This is a genomic window from Neisseria sp. 27098_8_139 (assembly GCF_041433195.1).
Lineage (GTDB): Bacteria > Pseudomonadota > Gammaproteobacteria > Burkholderiales > Neisseriaceae > Neisseria > Neisseria subflava.
Map to the genome: position 1 here is coordinate 17457 of NZ_JAPWBA010000015.1, position 20854 is coordinate 38310.

The 20854-nt window shown below is 49.7% G+C and carries 17 protein-coding genes and 1 pseudogene; 14 read left to right on the forward strand and 4 right to left on the reverse strand.

The features are described 5' to 3' along the window. Window positions 1-268: 268 nt before the first annotated feature. The 12 genes and pseudogenes from O3660_RS10300 to O3660_RS10355 all read left to right on the forward strand — a co-directional run. On the forward strand, window positions 269-622 hold the full coding sequence (locus tag O3660_RS10300) for an ATP synthase subunit I (RefSeq protein ID WP_080974643.1): 354 nt from the start codon (window positions 269-271) through the stop codon (window positions 620-622). Next, window positions 612-1478, forward strand: coding sequence for a F0F1 ATP synthase subunit A (gene atpB / locus O3660_RS10305; protein WP_049351291.1), 867 nt, complete (start codon window positions 612-614; stop codon window positions 1476-1478). The genes O3660_RS10300 and atpB overlap by 11 nt, the downstream gene beginning before the upstream one ends. 64 nt (window positions 1479-1542) lie before the next feature. Then, window positions 1543-1779: a F0F1 ATP synthase subunit C gene (atpE, locus tag O3660_RS10310; RefSeq protein ID WP_003676106.1), complete on the forward strand. Its 237-nt coding sequence runs from the start codon at window positions 1543-1545 to the stop codon at window positions 1777-1779. A gap of 73 nt (window positions 1780-1852) precedes the next feature. Further along, complete coding sequence (locus tag O3660_RS10315; protein ID WP_004464459.1) at window positions 1853-2323, forward strand: F0F1 ATP synthase subunit B; 471 nt, start codon at window positions 1853-1855, stop codon at window positions 2321-2323. A 4-nt stretch (window positions 2324-2327) separates the two neighbouring features. Continuing rightward, complete coding sequence (locus tag O3660_RS10320) at window positions 2328-2861, forward strand: F0F1 ATP synthase subunit delta (protein WP_049328782.1); 534 nt, start codon at window positions 2328-2330, stop codon at window positions 2859-2861. A 10-nt stretch (window positions 2862-2871) separates the two neighbouring features. Further along, complete coding sequence (gene atpA, locus O3660_RS10325) at window positions 2872-4419, forward strand: F0F1 ATP synthase subunit alpha (protein WP_049328781.1); 1548 nt, start codon at window positions 2872-2874, stop codon at window positions 4417-4419. A gap of 24 nt (window positions 4420-4443) precedes the next feature. Then, on the forward strand, window positions 4444-5319 hold the full coding sequence (gene atpG / locus O3660_RS10330; protein ID WP_049351290.1) for a F0F1 ATP synthase subunit gamma: 876 nt from the start codon (window positions 4444-4446) through the stop codon (window positions 5317-5319). 38 nt (window positions 5320-5357) lie between these two features. Then, window positions 5358-6755 (forward strand): F0F1 ATP synthase subunit beta, encoded by a 1398-nt coding sequence (gene atpD, locus O3660_RS10335; RefSeq protein WP_003683789.1) that lies wholly within the window; start codon window positions 5358-5360, stop codon window positions 6753-6755. Between the two features lie 10 nt (window positions 6756-6765). After that, a complete protein-coding gene (locus O3660_RS10340; RefSeq protein WP_049331696.1) occupies window positions 6766-7191 on the forward strand; it encodes a F0F1 ATP synthase subunit epsilon in 426 nt (141 codons plus the stop codon). A gap of 391 nt (window positions 7192-7582) precedes the next feature. Continuing rightward, window positions 7583-10396: a DNA polymerase I gene (polA, locus tag O3660_RS10345; protein WP_049351289.1), complete on the forward strand. Its 2814-nt coding sequence runs from the start codon at window positions 7583-7585 to the stop codon at window positions 10394-10396. A gap of 84 nt (window positions 10397-10480) precedes the next feature. Further along, window positions 10481-12538 (forward strand): tetratricopeptide repeat protein, encoded by a 2058-nt coding sequence (locus O3660_RS10350; RefSeq protein WP_308112160.1) that lies wholly within the window; start codon window positions 10481-10483, stop codon window positions 12536-12538. 66 nt (window positions 12539-12604) lie between these two features. Then, window positions 12605-12676, forward strand: a pseudogene (locus tag O3660_RS10355) (transposase); the annotation flags it as partial. 239 nt (window positions 12677-12915) lie between these two features. Here the strand turns inward: O3660_RS10355 and xth are convergent. The 4 genes from xth to O3660_RS10375 all read right to left on the reverse strand — a co-directional run bounded on the left by xth (window position 12916) and on the right by O3660_RS10375 (window position 17630). Continuing rightward, complete coding sequence (xth, locus tag O3660_RS10360) at window positions 12916-13686, reverse strand: exodeoxyribonuclease III (RefSeq protein ID WP_371464942.1); 771 nt, start codon at window positions 13684-13686, stop codon at window positions 12916-12918. A 167-nt stretch (window positions 13687-13853) separates the two neighbouring features. Then, window positions 13854-14132 carry a helix-turn-helix transcriptional regulator gene (locus O3660_RS10365; protein ID WP_003683896.1) on the reverse strand — a complete coding sequence of 93 codons (279 nt, stop codon included), beginning with the start codon at window positions 14130-14132 and terminating at the stop codon, window positions 13854-13856. Between the two features lie 414 nt (window positions 14133-14546). Then, entirely contained in the window at window positions 14547-16328 is a 1782-nt protein-coding gene (locus tag O3660_RS10370; RefSeq protein WP_049350828.1) for an extracellular solute-binding protein, read from the reverse strand. A 99-nt stretch (window positions 16329-16427) separates the two neighbouring features. Beyond that, window positions 16428-17630, reverse strand: coding sequence for a YihY family inner membrane protein (locus O3660_RS10375; protein WP_049350829.1), 1203 nt, complete (start codon window positions 17628-17630; stop codon window positions 16428-16430). Between the two features lie 100 nt (window positions 17631-17730). Here O3660_RS10375 and wrbA point away from each other — a divergent pair, with 100 nt between their 5' ends. Then, window positions 17731-18336, forward strand: a complete 606-nt coding sequence (wrbA, locus tag O3660_RS10380; RefSeq protein WP_049350830.1) for an NAD(P)H:quinone oxidoreductase — start codon at window positions 17731-17733, stop codon at window positions 18334-18336. A 210-nt stretch (window positions 18337-18546) separates the two neighbouring features. Beyond that, window positions 18547-20724, forward strand: coding sequence for a TonB-dependent siderophore receptor (locus O3660_RS10385; protein WP_049350831.1), 2178 nt, complete (start codon window positions 18547-18549; stop codon window positions 20722-20724). The last annotated feature ends 130 nt before the right edge of the window (window positions 20725-20854 follow it).

The window sequence follows — 20854 nt, forward strand, 5'->3', positions numbered from 1 at the left end:
TATAAACAGGCCGTCTGAAAAAAATTTCAGACGGCCTGATTTTTTGATAAAAGGACTGGTCGTACAGATGCTTACAATACAAATCAAAATCTTCTGTAAAATCTGTGTAGCAACATGTAATTTGTGTTAAACTCCGTTCCTGCAAAGATTTGTTTTATATGTGTTAATCATTTATCTGTGAAAGGTTCACAAAGATTAACATATTGCTTGACGTTAACAAACTTCTTGATTATATTAATTCGCCTTGCGTTTTGGGGTGGGGAGTACAATGAATCAGATAGTCCCATTGCAAGTGATTGTATTGTTAATAATTTCAGTTGTTTGTGCGTTATTTTCCGGATTGCCCGGCTTCCTCTCTGCTTTGGCGGGAGGATTTTCGTACATTTTGCCTACCCTTGTTGCAGTTTTACTTTTAAAGTTTTCCCGACGAAATCCCGATCTGCAAAGTTCAATGTTTGTCGGTGGAGAGGTTTTAAAAGTAGTGCTGTCGCTGGTATCTATGTCGGTCGTTTTTGCGATATGGCATCAATCGCTGGTATTTTTCCCATTCTTATTGGGGTTACTCAGTGTCAGTCATTTGGTTTTTTTAGTATTGTTGAGAGTGAAACACTATGGCAGGTGAAACTATGACCGCTGCCGACTACATCAAGCACCACTTGCAAAGCTTGACCAGTATGTCGGATGTTACTCAGGGTCAAGGACTGAAAAACATCGCTGATTTTTCGTTCATTAACCTTGATGCAATCTTTTTTGCTGTTCTGCTGGGCGTAATCGGCAGCTTCCTTTTGTGGCGCGGTGCCAAAAAAGCGACTGCTGGCGTACCCGGCCGTTTTCAGGCGGCTGTTGAAATTCTGTTCGAATTCGTGGATAACATGTGTAAGAGCATTATTCATAACGAACAATCGCGTAAAGCTGTTGCGCCTTTAGGCTTGACTCTGTTTGTCTGGATTTTCTTGATGAACGCCATGGATATGTTGCCAGTTGATTTGCTGCCAATGGTATGGCAAGGCGTTACCGGTAATCATCACGCACTGTTGCGTGTCGTACCGACTGCTGACTTGAATACCACTTTGGCTCTGGCAATTGGCGTATTGTTGGTATGTATTTATTACAATATCAAAATCAAAGGCTTTGGCGGTTGGATTCACGAATTGTTCAGTGCGCCTTTTGGTCCGATGCTTGCTCCGGCCAACTTCTTGTTGAACTTGGTAGAGTTCTTGTCCAAAACCGTATCCCACGGTATGCGGTTGTTTGGTAATATGTATGCCGGTGAGCTGGTGTTCTTGCTGATTGCTTTGTTGGGTGGTGCATGGGCATCAACCGGCAGTATCGAAACTTTGGATCCAATTTTATTTGTGTTCCACCTGATTGCCGGTTTGGCTTGGGCGATTTTCCACATTTTGGTTATCACCTTGCAGGCATTTATTTTCATGGCGTTGGCGTTCGTATATATCGGACAAGCGCATGATGCACACTAATCAAGTAGTTTTTTCGTAGTTTGTTTTTTGTAGTTTAACCTTTACTATTTTAAGGAGTTTAAAAATGGGTTTGATTGCTATCGCATGTGGTTTGATCGTTGCCTTGGGTGCATTGGGTGCCTCTATCGGTATCGCAATGGTTGGTTCTAAATACTTGGAATCTTCTGCCCGTCAACCTGAGCTGATCGGTCCTCTGCAAACCAAACTGTTCTTGATCGCTGGTCTGATCGACGCGGCCTTCTTGATCGGTGTGGCTATTGCCCTGTTGTTCGCCTTCGTTAACCCGTTTGGTGCTGCGTAATCAAGACGGAGCGATCCGTTCAGATACAGGCTTATGGTCTGTTTGATTAACCCAGATACGAAGGTTAAGTAACGTGAATATTAATGCAACCTTATTTGCGCAAATCCTAGTTTTCTTTGGCTTGGTTTGGTTTACGATGAAATTCGTATGGCCTCCGATTGCCAAAGCGTTGGATGAGCGTGCCGCAAAAATCGCCGAGGGCTTGGCTGCTGCCGAGCGCGGTAAGAGCGATTTTGAGCAGGCAGAGAAAAAAGTTGCAGAACTTATGGCCGAAGGGCGTAATCAGGTAACCGAAATGGTTGCCAACGCCGAAAAACGCGCTGCAAAAATTGTAGAAGAAGCCAAAGAGCAAGCTTCTCATGAAGCAGCACGCATTGCAGCCCAAGCAAAAGCTGACGTGGAGCAAGAAGTTAACCGTGCGCGCGAAGTGTTGCGCGAACAGGTTGCTACACTGGCTGTTAAAGGTGCAGAATCTATCTTGCGTAAAGAAGTTGATGCTTCCAAACATGCAGATTTGCTCAGTACCTTAAAACAGGAGCTGTAATCTTATGGCAGAGTTCGCAACGATTGCCAGACCTTATGCGAAAGCATTGTTTAGTCTGGCTCAGGAAAAAAACCAAATCGAGTCTTGGTTGGGCGAACTGAAAGAACTCGCAGCGGTTGTTCAAGATGAGAAAGTCATTGCTCTCATCGAGCAACCGGAAACGGGAGCTTCCGAAAAAGCAGAAACGCTCAAAGGTCTTGTCGGTATCAAAAATGTCGAATTGGCAAATTTCATTACCGTTTTGGCCGAGCAAAAGCGTTTGCTGGTATTGCCGGAAATTTATGCCCAATATCAAGATTTGACCTTGATACACAACAATACGAAATCGGCAGTAATTTACAGCGCGTATGAACTCAGTTCTCAGCAGCTGGCCGATGTTACCGATATCCTGACAAAACGCTTCAACAGCAAATTGGATGTGGTAGCTAAAGTTGCCCCTGAATTAATCGGCGGCATCAAAGTAGAAGTGGGTGATCAGGTCTTGGATTTGTCCGTACAAGGCAAACTGAATGCTTTGTATGCGACTATGACAAATTAGGAGAGTTTTCATGCAGCTTAATCCTGCTGAAATTAGCGATTTGATTAAAGCCAAAATCGAAAATCTGTCCGTCAATGCAGAAGTGCGTACCCGTGGTACCGTTGTTTCTGTTACAGACGGCATTGTGCGCATTCATGGCTTATCAGACGCGATGCAAGGTGAGATGCTCGAATTCCCCTGTAACACTTTCGGTCTGGCCATGAACTTGGAGCGTGACTCCGTCGGTGCCGTAGTGTTGGGTGAGTACGAACACATTAAAGAAGGCGATACAGTTACCTGTACCGGCCGTATTTTGGAAGTGCCGATCGGTCGTGAACTGGTTGGCCGCGTAGTTGATGCATTGGGTCGTCCTATCGATGGTAAAGGTCCAATCAATACAACATTGACTGCTCCAATTGAAAAAATTGCCCCAGGTGTGATTGCGCGTAAATCGGTTGACCAACCAATGCAAACCGGCCTGAAAGCCATTGACTCAATGGTTCCGGTTGGTCGTGGCCAACGTGAGTTGATCATTGGTGACCGTCAAACCGGTAAAACTGCCGTAGCACTGGATGCCATCGTTAACCAAAAAGGTACAGGCGTTATCTGTATTTATGTGGCTATCGGTCAAAAAGCATCTTCTATTGCCAACGTAGTGCGCAAATTGGAAGAGCATGGCGCGATGGAACACACTATCGTGGTTGCTGCAACTGCTTCTGAAGCCGCTGCACTGCAATACATCGCCCCTTACTCCGGTTGTACCATGGGCGAATTCTTCCGTGACCGCGGTGAAGATGCACTGATCGTATACGATGACTTGTCTAAACAAGCCGTTGCATACCGTCAAATTTCCCTGCTGTTGCGCCGTCCTCCCGGTCGTGAAGCATATCCTGGCGACGTATTCTATCTGCACTCCCGTTTGTTGGAACGTGCGGCTCGCGTCAGCGAAAACGAAGTTGAAAAACTGACCAATGGCGAAGTAAAAGGCAAAACCGGTTCTCTGACTGCATTACCGATTATTGAAACCCAAGCCGGTGACGTATCAGCATTCGTACCAACCAACGTAATTTCGATTACAGACGGCCAAATCTTCTTGGAAACCGACTTGTTCAACGCCGGTATCCGTCCTGCAATCAATGCCGGTATTTCCGTATCGCGCGTAGGTGGTGCAGCACAAACCAAAGTCATCAAAAAACTGGGTGGCGGTATCCGTTTGGCGTTGGCACAGTACCGTGAATTGGCGGCGTTCTCGCAATTTGCTTCCGATTTGGACGAAGCAACACGCAAACAGCTGCAACACGGTGAAGTGGTTACTGAATTGATGAAACAAAAACAATTCAGCACATTGAACACTGCCGAAATGGCATTGACTTTGTGGGCGATCAACAACGGTTCTTACGCAGATGTTCCGGTATCCAAAGCCTTGGCTTTCGAAGCAGAATTCTTGAGTTTCGTACGTACGCAACATCCTGAGGTTCTGGAAGCGATTAATGCATCAGGCGCAATGTCTGACGAAAGCGAAAAAGCATTGACCGAAGCCATGAAATCTTTCAAATCTTCTTACGCTTACCAAGCATAAGTATTGAGATGAAAGGAGTCTGAAATGGCAGTCGGAAAAGAGATTCTCACCAAAATCCGTAGTGTTCAAAATACCCAAAAGATCACTAAAGCGATGCAAATGGTGTCGACCTCTAAAATGCGGAAGACTCAAGACCGGATGCGCTTAGCGCGTCCGTACGCCGAAAAAGTGCGTACAGTGATGAGCCATCTTGCACAGACCCATGTCGATCATGGTATCAAATTGTTGGAGCCGCACCGCGAAGTGCGTCGTGCTGGTTTCATTTTGATTACCTCGGATAAAGGTTTGTGTGGTGGCTTGAACGCAAACGTACTGAAAAAGTTTTTGGCGCAAGTTCAAGAGTATCAGGAACAAGGCATCGAAGTCGAAGTCGTGTGCCTGGGTAGTAAAGGTTTGGCTGCATGCCAAAGCATCGGTTTGAATGTTATTGCCAGCGCAACCAATTTGGGCGATACCCCAAAAATGGAATTGCTGCTTGGTTCACTGACCGAAATCTTCCAACGTTACGAGAAGCATGAATTAGACCGTATCCATATGGTTTACTCACGTTTTGTCAATACAATGCGCCAAGAGCCGCGTATGGAAGTTTTGCTGCCTATCGGTGAAAACGTTATTGACGACGAAGCGGGTCATTCTTCATTTACTTGGGAATACCGCTACGAGCCGAGTCCTATCGCCGTATTGGAATATTTGGTTCGCCGCTATTTAGAGTCTGTGGTTTATCAGGCATTGAGCGACAACATGGCATCTGAACAAGCCGCGCGTATGGTAGCGATGAAAGCCGCAACCGACAACGCAGGCAATGCCATTAAAGAATTACGCTTGGTGTACAACAAATCGCGTCAAGCCGCGATTACCACAGAATTGTCAGAAATTGTAGCAGGTGCAGCGGCAGTTTAATGCCGTCTGAAGCCTGAACAGGAAATTAGGATACGATAATGAGCCAAGGCAAAATCGTACAAGTTATTGGTGCGGTGGTTGACGTGGAATTTCCACGCGACGCTATCCCGCATGTTTACGATGCCCTGAAATTGGACGAGAACGGTCTGACTCTGGAAGTTCAACAGCTTCTGGGTGACGGCGTTGTCCGTACTATTGCAATGGGTAGTTCAGACGGCCTGAAACGCGGCATGTCTGTAAGCAATACTGGTGCGCCAATCACTGTGCCGGTAGGTAAAGGTACATTGGGTCGTATTGTCGACGTATTGGGTACGCCTGTTGATGAAGCAGGTCCGATTGATACCGACAAGAGCCGTGCCATTCACCAAACTGCTCCAAAATTCGACGAGTTGTCTTCAACTACCGAATTGTTGGAAACCGGTATTAAAGTGATCGACTTGCTGTGTCCGTTTGCTAAGGGCGGTAAAGTAGGTCTGTTCGGTGGTGCCGGTGTGGGCAAAACCGTGAACATGATGGAATTGATCAACAACATCGCCAAAGCGCACAGCGGTCTGTCCGTGTTCGCAGGTGTGGGTGAACGTACCCGTGAAGGTAACGACTTCTACCACGAGATGAAAGATTCCAACGTATTGGATAAAGTAGCCATGGTGTATGGCCAAATGAACGAACCTCCAGGCAACCGTCTGCGCGTTGCTTTGACCGGTTTGACTATGGCCGAATACTTCCGTGACGAAAAAGACGAAAACGGTAAAGGTCGCGACGTATTGTTCTTCGTTGACAACATCTACCGTTACACTCTGGCCGGTACCGAAGTATCTGCACTGTTGGGCCGTATGCCTTCTGCAGTGGGTTACCAACCGACATTGGCTGAAGAAATGGGTCGTTTGCAAGAGCGTATTACCTCTACCCAAACCGGTTCCATTACTTCCATCCAAGCCGTATATGTACCTGCTGATGACTTGACTGACCCGTCTCCAGCGACAACTTTCGCCCACTTGGACGCAACCGTCGTATTGAGCCGTGATATTGCATCTTTGGGTATTTACCCGGCAGTTGACCCGCTTGATTCTACTTCACGCCAATTGGATCCGATGGTATTGGGTCAAGAGCACTACGACGTAGCGCGCGGTGTACAGTCTACTCTGCAAAAATACAAAGAATTGCGCGACATTATCGCTATTCTGGGTATGGACGAATTGTCTGACGAAGACAAACTGACTGTGATGCGTGCCCGTAAAATCCAACGCTTCCTGTCTCAACCGTTCCACGTTGCCGAAGTATTTACCGGTTCTCCAGGCAAATACGTTTCATTGCGTGACACCATCGCCGGCTTTAAAGCCATCTTGAACGGCGAATACGACCATCTGCCTGAACAAGCGTTCTACATGGTAGGCGGCATTGAAGAAGCGGCTGAGAAAGCGAAAACCTTAAACTAAGGAGGCCGGCATGAGCACCATGCAAGTTGAAGTGGTTAGTAGCGAGCAAAACATCTATTCGGGCGAGGCCAGCTTTGTGGTGGTTCCGACCGTTCAAGGTGAGCTTGGTATTTATCCACGACACGAGCCGATTATGAGTTTGGTACGCCCCGGCGCATTGCGTTTGACTGTTCCGGGTGAAGCTGAAGAAGTGTTGGTAGCCGTTTCCGGTGGCGTTTTAGAAGTACAGCCTGATAAGATTACCGTATTGGCAGACGTTGCCGTCCGCAGTACCGAAATGGATCAGGCGCGTGCTGAAGCAGCTAAGAAAGCAGCCGAGGCAGGTGTTTCTGCAGCCAAAGATGATAAATCTCTGGCCGAAGCGCACAAAGCATTGGCAGCAGCCATTGCCCAGCTGAAAACTTTGGACTACCTTCGTTCGCAAAAAAACAAGTAATGTGGGTTCATTAAGAAAAAGCACAACGAAATGTTGTGCTTTTTTATTTGCCTGAAGATAAGCAATTTGGTATTGAAATGTCGATAGATAAGCAGGAGTCGAGACGATATAATCACGGTTATGATTGAATTTTTGATAGATTCTGGTCAAGCAGTTAGCCTTGTTATGCTGGTAAAATAGTTTTTTTAAATCTTTTCCAGCATCAATAAAACAGATTAGATAATTTCTAATTTATTGAGATTTCAATAGAGTTAAATTCTTAAACATTTAAAATAATAGGGTTTATCGAAATGCTCATATAAACAGGCCGTCTGAAACTTGATTTTCGGTTTTCAGACGGCCTTTTCCTTTATAATCCGTACATTATTTTCATACACACAGCAGGTTTTCCATGTCCAACAAACCCACACTCCTTCTCGTTGACGGCTCTTCTTATCTTTATCGCGCCTATCATGCCATGGGGCAGAATTTGTCTGCGCCCGACGGCGCACCGACGGGGGCGATGTATGGCGTGTTGAACATGCTGCGCCGACTGCGTGCGGATTATGTGCATGACTATTGCGCGGTGGTGTTTGACGCTAAGGGCAAAAATTTCCGCCACGAGATGTTTCCCGACTATAAGGCGACGCGCCCGCCGATGCCGGACGATTTGCGCCCGCAGGCGGAAGCCTTGCCGGATTTGGTGCGCCTGATGGGCTGGCCGGTATTGGTGATTCCGCAGGTGGAGGCGGATGACGTTATCGGCACTTTGGCTAAGATGGCTAGCGAAGCGGGTTGGAATGTGGTGGTATCTACCGGCGATAAGGACATGGCGCAGTTGGTGAACGAACGCGTGACGCTGGTGAACACGATGAGCGGTGAAACGCTGGACATTGAAGGCGTGAAGGAGAAATTCGGCGTTCGCCCCGACCAAATCCGCGATTATCTCGCGCTGATGGGTGACAAAGTGGACAATGTGCCGGGCGTGGAGAAGTGCGGCCCGAAAACCGCGGTGAAATGGCTGGAAGCCTACGGCTCGCTGGCCGGTGTGATGGAGCACGCTGCCGAAGTCAAAGGCAAGGTGGGCGAAAACCTGCAAGCCGCTTTGGAACAACTGCCGCTGTCGTATGACTTGGTAACGATTAAAACCGATGTGGACTTGCACACCGAGCTTTCAGACGGCCTCGAAAGCCTGCGCCGCACTACGCCTAAATGGGCGCAGCTGGTTGTCGATTTCAAACGCTGGGGCTTCCGCACTTGGCTGAAAGAGGCGGAAAGCCGTATGCACGAAGCGCAAAACACAGATTTGTTCGGCAGCGAGCATATCGGCGAACAAGCTGCATTGGCGATGGAAACACAGCCGGAAAAACAACCCGAACTTGCCCCAGCCCCTGAAAAGCTGGATTATCAAGCCGTTACCACTGAAGCGCAGTTTGCCACCTTGTTAGACAAACTATCGCAGACAGACACAATCGGCATCGATACAGAAACTACATCCCTAGATGCGATGAACGCTTCGCTGGTCGGCATCAGCATCGCGTTCCAAGCAGGCGAAGCGGTTTATATCCCCGTAGGGCACAGCCTGACCGCCGCGCCCGAACAGCTTGATTTGCAAGACGTATTAGGCCGTCTGAAACCGCATTTGGAAAACCCCGCCCTGAAAAAAATCGGGCAAAACCTCAAATACGACCAACACGTTTTCGCCAACTACGGCATCGCCCTGAACGGCATTGCCGGCGATTCCATGCTCGCTTCCTACATCATCGAGAGCCATCTCGGACACGGCTTGGATGAATTGTCCGAACGCTGGCTGGGCTTGGAAACCATTACCTACGAATCGCTGTGCGGCAAAGGCGCGAAGCAAATCGGGTTTGCCGACGTCGCCATCGAGCAGGCGACCGAATACGCTGCCCAAGACGCTGATTTCGCTCTGCGCCTCGAAGCGCACCTGCGCGCGCAAATGGACGCCAAACAGCTTGAAATGTATGAAAAAATGGAGCTGCCCGTCGCGCAGGTATTGTTTGAAATGGAACGCAACGGCGTACAAATCGACCGTGCCGAACTCGCCCGTCAAAGCGCAGAACTTGGCGCCGAGCTGATGAAACTCGAACAAGAAGCCTACGCCGCCGCAGGCCAGCCGTTCAACCTCAACTCGCCCAAACAGCTGCAAGAAATCCTGTTTGACAAAATGGGCATTCCCACCAAAGGCCTGAAAAAAACCGCCAAAGGCGGCATTTCCACCAACGAAGCCGTGCTCGAACAGCTCGCACCCGACTACCCCCTGCCCAAAATCATCCTGCAAAACCGCAGTCTGGCGAAACTCAAATCCACCTACACCGACAAACTGCCCGAAATGATTTCCCCCAAAGACGGCCGCGTGCATACCACCTACGCCCAAGCCGTCGCCATTACCGGCCGTCTCGCTAGTAACAACCCCAACCTGCAAAACATCCCCATCCGCACCGCCGAAGGCCGCCGCGTACGCCGCGCCTTCACCGCACCGCAAGGCAGCGTCATCGTTTCCGCCGACTATTCCCAAATCGAGCTGCGCATCATGGCGCACCTCTCCGGCGACAAAACCCTGATGGCCGCCTTCCAAAACGGCGAAGACGTACACCGCCGCACCGCCGCCGAAGTGTTCGGCATCGCGCCCGAAAACGTTTCGTCCGAACAACGCCGCTATGCCAAAACCATCAACTTCGGCCTGATTTACGGCATGAGCCAATACGGTCTCGCCAAATCGCTGGGCATCGACAACATCTCCGCCAAAAACTTTATCGACCGCTACTTCGCCCGCTATCCCGGCGTTGCCGAATACATGCAGCGTACCAAAGAACAAGCCGCCGTACAAGGCTTCGTCGAAACCCTGTTCGGCCGCCGCCTCTACCTGCCCGACATCCGTAACAAAAACGCCAACGCCCGCGCCGGAGCCGAACGCGCCGCCATCAACGCCCCCATGCAAGGCACCGCCTCCGACCTCATCAAACGCGCCATGATAGACGTGGCCCGCTGGCTTTCAGAGTGCGAAGCCTCCCCGTGGGACTGCCTGAAGAGCAAATTGATTATGCAGGTGCACGACGAATTGGTATTGGAAGTGGTTGAATCGGAATTGGAAACCGTAAAAGAAATGCTGCCGAAAGTGATGGCCGAAGTGGACGGCGGGCTGTTGCATGTGCCGCTGGTGGCGGAAGTGGGGGTGGGTAAGGATTGGGATGGAGCGCATTGATTTGATTTCACAGCGGTTAACCGCCGCGCACAAAGCGCTTGAGTTGAGAAAGCCGAACAATAGGGATAAATAAAGGATTAAGTGATGGAAAACGATTTAATTAAGCAAGGCCATGAACTCTTTAACGCTAAACAATACACCGAAGCCATTCAAAAGCTGAATGAGGCTTTAGATACAACAAACGATCCGCAACAACAAGTTGATGTCCAATTTTTGCTGGGGCGTTGTTATTTGGAACAGGCACTTCAAACTGGTAATACAGCCTTGTTTGATAAGGCTCGTCAGCACCATCAAGAACAATTGGCATTAGCTAAAAAATTAGACGGCGATACGGGTATTAAAGAACAAGCTAATGTCCAATTTTGGCTGGGTTATTGTTATTTTAATCAGGCGCTTCAAACCGGCAACGCAGCTTTGTTTGACGATGCCCGCAGGTATTTTCAAGAACAGTTGGAATGTACTAAGAAATTAAGCGGAGATAAGGGCATTGAAAAACAGGCTAATGCCCAATCTTGGCTGGGTTATTGTTATTTTAAGCAGGCGCTTCAAACCGGCAACGCAGCTTTGTTTGACGATGCCCGCAGGTATTTTCAAGAATGGTTGGAATCGGCTGAAAAATTAGGTGGCGATAAGGACATTGAAGAACAAGCCAAAGCCCAATTTTGGCTGGGGCGTTGTTATTTCGAGCAGGCACTTCAAACTGACAATGCAATCTCGTTTGACAAGGCCTACAAACACTTTCAAGCGCAATTGACACAGGCTGAACAATTGGAAAAATTAAACAGCGATAAGGGTATTGAAAAACAAGCCAATGCCCAAGTCTGGCTGGGACGTTGTTATTTGAAACAGGCCAAGCAAAACCAAGGCAACATAGAGCAAAGCGAAGATTATTTGTCCGAAGCAGAAAAATGCTTTGATGAAGTATCCAAGCTAGTAGAAAAGTCAAAAGATAAGTCTTTCAAAAAGCAAGTGATTTCGAAGCTGAGACGTGATTTCAGAGAACTTGATTTTGCAAAAGGAAATTACGACAACTACTTCAAATCCAAACAAGAGCATATCCAACAAAAATTGTCTAAAAATAAAAAGATAAACGGCTGTCTAAAAGAAAACATTGCTGCGGTTTTAGCGGTATTGAGCATAGACCCGATTGAATTTGACAAACCTCTGGCGCATTACACCAGCCCGACGGTATGCGAAAAATTATTGGGCATAGGACAAAAACAGGCCAATCAGGAAAACATCGTTGCCGGCAAAATGAGAATGAACAGCTCGGCCTATATGAACGACCCGTATGAAGGCAAAAGCCTGTATGACCTGCTGGGCATTCAGGAACCGGATTTGGAAAACCTGTCGGAATTCAGCCCCTACAATGCCTTTTTTTCCTGCTTTTCTTCGCGGGTAAACGATTTAAACCAGTTCCGCCTGTACGGAAAAGTCGGCAACGTCGAAGCCTCGGGCTGCTGCTTGGTGTTCAACAAGCGCGGCAATTGGATACACGAGCCCGACCTCGATGCGTCTTTCCGCCGCCTGAACGATCAAGACGGATTCACGGGTAGCGTTGTAAAAGAAACCACGGCGCAAAGGCCGTCTGAAAACCTGCCGCTGTACCAAATTGCCTATATTTTTTACCGCGACGAATATACGCAGGATAAAGAATACGATGTGATGGACGGCGATCCGGTTTTCGGCGTCCGCTTAAAGCCGATTAGCGACAACCAAGATTGGCATGGAGTGAGAAAAGCGCAGTTTCAGACGGCCTTAATCGGCTTGTGCGATTATTTCAAAGACACCAAGCAAAACAGGGAAGAATCCCAAGAAAACAAAGCCGCATTGGAATACATCCGCTATCTGTTTAAAGACCACGCATTCCGCGACGAAGAAGAATTCCGCCTGCTGCAAATCGAAGAAATCGGCTCGGACAAAGTGCAGTATTGTCCCGATACCAACACCGCTTTTTTGGAATACGGCAACGTCTGCACCAAGCTGGACGAAGTGATTTTGGGCACGAATTACGAGCGCACCACCGACTGCCGGAAAGTGGAAGTGTTCCGCCACCTGCTCAAACGCAAACAGCCGCACATCAAAGTAAGGCATTCGTCATTGCCGATTAACCCGCCGAACAAATCTGTAAGCCAGCAGTAGCAACTGTATTTTTGCCCGACGGGGTGAAAAATACAGTTGCTACAAAATCATTCCGGGCATAACACTATGAAATACCGTCATTTTTACCGCAATGGCGGCACTTACTTTTTTACGGTTGTAACCAATAAACGGCAGCAAGCCGTAGCCTGCATCTCCACCAACAGCGTGCGTGGCTGCACCACTCACCCTACCTGTGAATTACGCGAAACTTCAAAGCCAACGTGCAGGGTGTGTGCGGTACGCACGCACACGTGTTTTGGTGTTCAAACCATTGTTTCAAACTTTCAGACAATTTCAAACGTGGTCTGAAAACTTTTGGAATAAAGGCCGTCTGAAATCCAGTTTTCAGACGGCCTTATTGTTTATTCATTCAAAATCTAACAGTCAAACTCTGCAATAACCGGTGCATGGTCGCTGGGGCGTTCTTGGGCGCGGGTTTCTAGGTCGACGGTGACGTCTGTAAGGGTGATGGCGAGTTCGGGGCTGCAGAAGATGTGGTCGATGCGCAGGCCGAGTTTGCGTTGGAACATGGCGCCGCGGTAGTCGAACCAGGTGTAGAACGTGCCTTCGGGGTGGATTTTGCGCAGGCTGTCGGTCAGGCCGAGGTCGAGCAGGTTTTTAAACCATTGTCTTTCGATGGAGGAGCAATGGATTTTTTCGTGCCATTTTTCGAGGTCGTAGCAGTCGGCATCGGACGGGGCGATGTTGAAGTCGCCGAGCAGGACGAGTTTGGGGTGGGCGGCCATTTCGGCACGGACGAACTCTGTCAATGCGGCAAACCATTGCTCTTTGTATTGGAATTTTGGGCTGTCCAGTGCTTCGCCGTTGACGCAATAGACGTTGATGACGCGCACGCCGTTGATGGTGGCGGCGATGACACGGCGTTGCGGGTCGTCGGGTAGGGCGGGCAGGCCGCAATGTACGTCTTGCGGTTCGTGGCGGCTGATGATGGCGACGCCGTTGTAGGTTTTTTGGCCGCTCCAGACGCAGTGCCAGCCCATCATTTGTAGGGCGGCGGCCGGGAATTTGTCTTGGTCGAGTTTGAGTTCTTGTAAGGCGAGTATGTCGGCTTGGTGGTCGGCCAGCCAGTTTTGTACTTGGGGCAGGCGGACGTTGAGGGAATTGACGTTCCAAGTGGCGATTTTCATGATGTTTCCGTGTGTGCTGTTGGGAGGGAAGACGGCGGATTGCGCCTGTGGGAATGAGCGGTATTGTATAGCGGATTGGTTTATTTTTCGATATGGGCTGAAAGTGACAGGCCGTCTGAAAGCTGGTGTTTCAGACGGCCTTGATGTTGTGATGTGGAATAATTTGTTTATTCTGCTTGGTCTTTGAGCGTGCGCAGGGTATTGAGGATGGTGGTGGCTTCTTCGGAGATGAGGCGGTATTCGATGATGCGGTGGTAGCGCGTGAAATCGATGATGCCTTCGGTGCGCAGGCGTGCGAGGTGGTTGGCGATGCCGGTCGGGGAGGAGTCGAGCGCCTGTGCTAATTCGGTAATGCTGCGGTCGCCGTCAAGCAGCAGAAAAAGGATGGCCATGCGTTCGGGGTTGGCAATCAGTTTGAGAATGGTAGAGAGACGCTTGATTTCCATATTATTGTTCCTTTTGTCTGTTATATGAATGCTTGATTTGGGTTAAATTTGGATGATTGTAGTTTTTATTAAGATTAACCTTATAATTCAAACTCTTACCTTGCAGTGTACACGGTTTTGTAAAATTTGAGGGCATTGTTTTGCAATTTTTTTGTTTATTTTCGATAGTTTGCTTCGGTTGTGAAATGGATTGAAAAGAGACGAAAAGGCCGTCTGAAATGTTCCGTTGCAGATGATTTTGCTGACGGATGTTTCAGACGGCCTTTGATTTGGTTTTAAGTTGTTTTTTCTTTTATGTTTGTTTGGAATCAATCGATTGATTGTTTTTAAACAAACAACAAGATTTTATAATTCTATGCTCAGGACTACACGCCAAGGGCTTGTCAGACGCTTGGACGTGTTGTCGAAATGCGACTATTTTTTCTTCCAACCTGCGGTCATGGCGAAGGTGATGGGGTCGTAGTATTTCGGCAGCTTGGACGGAATGCCGACATCGTTACGGTACACGACGCGGTAGCGGTCGGCGAACCAGTTTGGAACGATGGTGTATTGATGGCGGATCAGTCGGTCGAGCGCGCGCGAGGTGGTTTGCAGCTCTTGGCGGTTGGTAAAGCTGTTGAAATGGGTCAGCAGTTTTTCAACCGCAGGATGACAGACACCGGATAGGTTGCGGCTGCCTTCGGTTTTGGCGGCGGCACAGCTGAAGTAGTCGTATTGCTCGTTGCCGGGGCTTTCGCTGTTGCCGTAGTAGCCGGTGGTCACGTCAAAATCGAAGTCGTTCATGCGTTTTTGGTACACGGCGGAATCGGCGGTGCGCACGTTCATGGTGATGCCGATTTTGGCGAGGTCGCGCTGCCATTTGGCGGTAATGCGTTCGTAGTTTTTGCTTGGGGCGAGGAATTCAAAGGTCAGCGGTTTGCCTTGTTTGTCGACTGCTTTGCCGTTTTTGTATTGATAGCCACCTTTTTCAAGCAGGGCGCGTGCTTTGAGCAGGTTCGGACGCACGCCCAGTTTGGGGTCGGTAACCGGCGGCATAGGGACGTCTTGATCCAATACGCCGTCGGGCAGCTTGGTACCCAATGATTTGAGCAATGCGGTTTCTGCGCTGTCAGGCTTGCCGGTTGCGGCCATGGTGCTGTTGGTGAAGAAGCTGTCGGTGCGGCGGTATGCGCCGTAGAAGATGCGGCTGTTGACGCTTTCGTAGTCGAAGCTTTCAATCAAGGCGCGGCGGACGTAAATATTGTCCAAGGGCTTGTGGCGCATATTGATGACGAAGCCTTGCATGCCGGCTGTGCTGTTTTGTACCCATTCGTGTTTGGACAGATTGCGTTTTTTGAGGACTTCGTCGGAGTAGGCACGCGCCCAGTTGCGGGCGACGTTTTCTTGTACGAAGTCATATTGGCCGCCTTTCAGCCCTTCGATGCGGACAACTTCGTCTTTGACGTATTTGATGCGGATGTGGTCGTAGTTGTAGCGGCCTTTGCGCACGGGCAGATTTTGCGCCCAGTAGTTTTTATCGCGGACAAACTCGCTGATGCGGCCGTTTTCGGCTTTGGCAAAACGGTAGGGGCCGGAGCCGATTGGCAGGCTGTTTGGTGCGGCGGCCAGGCCTTTAGGATAGCTTTTATGCGAGAAGACGGGCAGGCTGCCAAGAATCATGTGCAATTCTGAGTTGCGCTGTTTGAAGCGGAACACGACGGTGCGGTCGTTGGGCGTTTCCACTTTGGCCACGTCGCTCCAGTAGAAGTGGTACATGGGGGCGGCGGCTTTGTCTTTGGTCAGGATGTTAAATGAAGCGGCAACGTCTTTGGCCAAAACGGGGTCGCCGTTGTGGAATTTGGCTTTGGGGTTGATTTTGAAGGTAACGGAAAGGCCGTCTGGCGCCAGGGCGATGTCTTCGGCAATCAGGCCGTAAACGGCGTAAGGTTCGTCCATGCTTTGCTCGGTCAGGGTATCGAGCGTCAGCATACTGATGCCGTATTCGTGGTTGCCTTTGAGGGTAAAGGGGTTGAGTGTGTCAAAAGCACCGAGGAAAGGCGTGGTAAATGTACCACCTTTGGGAGCGTTGGGATTGACGTATTCGAAAGCGGTGAAGTTGGCCGGATATTTGGGTGGTTGGCCAAGGCCTACGCCGTGGGCGGCAAAGGCGGCAGATGGAATCAGACCGAGCAGAGAGAGTAGGGCTGGTGTTTTCATCTATTTATCCTTGTAGGTCGAATGTAATATTCAGTAGTGTGCCGATTATAGCAAAGGCCGTCTGAAACTTGATATTTTTGGTTTCAGACGGCGTCAGGTTTAAGAGGATTGTTTTTTCGTATGGGCGCTGAACTCGGCAAGCGTCATGTTTAAGGTTTCCAAGCAGGGCTGCATGATGTGGTCAACCGTTTGATTGACCTTGTCTTTATTAAGCGTTTGCGGACGGTAGACGAAGAGTTTGAACAGCTCCGCCAAGTCGATGGACTCCGCTCCCATTTTCAAGACCCAGCCCTGACGGCCGGAATAGACATAGCCGTGTTGCGCCAGTTTTTCTAAAAGCTCGCCCAATTCATCAAAGCCCATATTGATATGCCGTCTGAACTCCTGCACCGGCAACGCTTTGCCGTTTTGTTGGGCAGAGTCGAGCAGCAGCAGGATTTTCAATACATCATCAAAGCGGCCGCGTGCATCCAGACTGCGGCGGAACGCTTCGCCGCGCCAGTAGGACAGGGACGAGGTCAAAACCGCGCCGCCTAATACCAGCGTCCACAACAGGTTGAGCCACAACAGGAAAAACGGTACTGCGGCAAATGCGCCGTAAATCGATTTGTAGCCGTCAAAGTTGCCCATGTACCAAGCGAACAAAAAGCGTGCCGTTTCCAAGCAAAACGCCGTTACGGCCGCGCCGACCAAAGCATGGCTGGCAGGCACGAAACGGTTGGGCACAAAGCGGTATAAGCCCCACAGCAGTACCGTAATAAATGAAACCGCGGTTATAACTCTCAGCCATTCCGAGCCGCCCACTACTTGCACCTGACCGATTATGACTGACAGGCCCACGCCCAAAGACAAAGGCCCAAACGTCAGCAATGCCCAATACACCAAAAACTGCATCATCCAAGGCCGTTGCGAATTGACGCGCCAAATCCGGTTGAACGCATTGTCTATCGTCCGAATCAGCATCAGCGAGGTTACGACCAACATCACACTGCCGATCGCCGTCAGATTGGTGGCCTTATCGCGGAACGCATTGATGTAGTCAAACACCATGTCCGCGCCCTGCGGAACGATGGTGCGGTTGATAAAAGAGATAAATTCTCCCGACCATTGGTCGAAAACGGGGAAGGCCGAAGCGATGACGACCATCACCGTCAACACGGGTACCAAAGCCAAAAGCGTTGTAAACGTCATGCTTGCCGCTACCTGCGGCACACGCTCCTCATCAAAACGGCGCACGACAAACCAAGCGAATGCCACGCCTTTACTCTTTAAAAAACCTTGCCACCATTGCGAAAACGGCATAACCTTTTCCCACTTTTAAATTGAAATTTCTTCTTTTCAGACGGCCTGAGTATTTAAAAGGCCGTCTGAAACCTGACAGCATTGTAACGGAAACCCCAAGATGAACCCAAATCCCCTGAAAATCCTCGTCCTCTTTTATTCCCAAAACGGCAGCACGCGCAACCTTGCCCGCCAAATCGCACGCGGTATCGAAAGCGTGGACGGTTGCGAAGCCGTATTGCGTACCGTTCCCAAAGTTTCCACCGTTTGCGAAGCCGTTGAAAAAGCCATTCCTGACGAAGGCTCTCCATATGCGACTGCCGACGACCTCAAAAATTGCGCCGGCCTTGCGCTCGGCAGCCCGACACGTTTCGGCAATATGGCCGCCGCGATGAAATACTTTATCGACGGCACCATTCCCCTTTGGCTCGGCGCAGAACTCGTCGGCAAACCTGCCACCGTATTCACCAGCACATCTTCGCTGCACGGCGGCCAAGAAAGCACCTTACTGACCATGATGCTGCCCCTGCTGCACCACGGTATGGTCATCAGCGGCATCCCATATACCGAGTCCGCGCTCAGCAATACCCAAAGCGGCGGCACGCCTTACGGCGCAAGCCATGTTTCCGGCCACGACAGCAAGCCGGCATTGACTGCCGAAGAAAACGATATTGCCTTTGCACAAGGTAAGCGTTTGGCAGAGTTGGCACGAAAATTGGCAGACTGATTGCCTTGTAAAAAAAAGATTAAGGCCGTCTGAAAACCTGATGATACGGGTTTTCAGACGGCCTTTTTAGTTAATTATGATTAGTCTTAAAGAAATATTATTAATGAAACAAATGACTTAGAAAATAGTGATTGGAACATAGTTTCATCGGATTACATCTTTTTGATAGAATCTGCCACCAAATTGAAACATCAGCTAATTGGAGAGGCTATGTCACTACCTGTATTTCCCTATGGCAAATTAAGCTTTGCCGTCAGTCTGGCGCTGTGTTCGGCGTATTCTTTCGCGATCGAAGTAGAAAATACCCAGCCGCAAGAACGTGTCGATTTACCGACAGTTACCGTCCAAGGTGTCGGTAAACAGACTACTTCCAACTACACCATTCCCGCTTCCTCCGCCGCGACAGGCATCCGCCTAACCCAGCGTGAAACGCCGCAGTCCCTGTCTGTCGTTACCGAAAAACAAATGGACGACCAAGGTTTGGATACCTTGCAGGACGTGTTAAAACAAACACCGGGCGTGTTCCACAGCAAAATGGGCAACAACGTATCCGGCCACAGCCAATTTATTTCGCGCAGTCAGGCCATTGACAGCATTTCCGTGGATGGTGCGCCTAAATTCCTTTACGACGGTAAAGCCATCCGCCGCGGCACCAACAATCTGGACAGCTCATTGTACGAACAAGTCGTCGTCGTGCGTGGCGCAAGCGGTTTGTCCAATGGCGGTATGGGCGAGCCGGGCGGTACGATTGCTTTGGAACGCAAAAAACCGACTGCCAAACCTGCCATCAGCGTAGAAGCCGGTGTCGGTTCGTGGAACCACTACCGCTTCGTCCTTGATGCCAATCAGCCTTTGAATGCAGACAATACCTTGCGCGGCCGCGCTATTTTGGTCAGCGACCACGGCGGCGATTACCTGCCGAACACTTCGCGCCATAATCACACTTTCTACGGTACTTTGTCTTACGATATCACGCCGCAAACCCAATGGCGCCTCGGTACAGAAATACACCGTTTCCGCAATACCGGTAGCTCGCGTTTCAGCTACCTGACCGCAGCAGGTTCGCGCCGTACTGGATTCATACCATTTGAGTCTTCGCCGCGCAGCAATTCTTCCGCACGCTGGGCATACGGCAAGGACACCAGTGCTGAAGTATTCACTTCCCTCAGCCATGAGTTTGACAACGGCTGGAAACTGACAGGCAATTACAGCCATGTTTCGGGCAAAAACGACATCGTTTCAGGCATTGCCGGTACATACGAAATCAATCCCGACTATTCCGCGCTCTTTACATCCGACCGCGATCGCAGCAAATATCGCGACCAAGATTTCTCCCTGACTTTGGATGGTCACTATCCTGCATTGGGCCGTTCGCATGAGTTCAATGCGGGCATCAGCTATCAGGACAACAAAGAAAACCTGTCTTTCTACGAAGAAGGCGAATCGACGATTCCTGATTTGCGTAAATTTGACGGCAACATCGCCAAACCCGATATGCCGTATTTGCGCGATGGTTTTTCACGCATGAAAAACCTGTCGGTTTACGGCTCGACCCGTTTCAAACTGACCGACAAGCTCGCCTTTATCGGCGGCAGCCGTTTTGTGGATTGGCGTTACCGTTACAGCACCAGCCGTAACAAATTTGCACACAGCAGCCACAAACAAAACGTTTTCATTCCTTATTTGGGCGTAACCTACGACATCGGCGACAATCTGACTGCCTATGCGTCTTACACCACCATTTTCCGTCCGCAAGTGCGTTACCTGACCAAAGACGGCGCGGCGCTCAAACCGCAGCGTGGCAAAACCTACGAGACCGGTTTGAAAGCATCATGGTTTGAAGGCCGTCTGAATGCTTCCGCCTCCGTCTTTATGAACAAACGCGACCATTTGGGCGTTGTCGCAGGCAAATTCGCAAATGGCGAGGAATACTACCGCGCAGCCGACAACACCACGACAAAAGGCATGGAACTCTCTGTCGGCGGCCGCCTGAGCGACAAATGGCTGTTGAATGCGTCTTATGCACGTTCCAAAATCAAAGACAGCGAAGGGGTTCAACTGCATCCGTCTTACCCGGTTCATTTGTTCAAACTCTTTACCGCGTATGACGTGACCGACCGTTTGAACCTGGGTGCCAACGTCAACTGGCAAAGCCGAAGCCACACGCTGGACGAATACCCTGCAGACATCAATCCGGCCGCCGCCGCTGCATTGACCCAACGTCCGTACGCAACGCTGGACTTGACCGGTCATTACAAAATCGGCCAATCTACCCGCATCAGTTTGGACTTTGAAAACGTGTTCAATAAACGCTACCGCACCATGCCGGATATTCACGTTTACGGCACGCCGCGTAGTGTAACTGCAACGGTTAAACATACGTTCTAATTGAATAGTAGAAGTAGGATAGGCCGTCTGAAAACCTGAATCATTGGGTTTCAGACGGCCTGATTATTCTCTGACATACTGAGACCTTTGCAAAAAAGTCCTTCCCCCGACAGCCGAAACCTAAACAAAG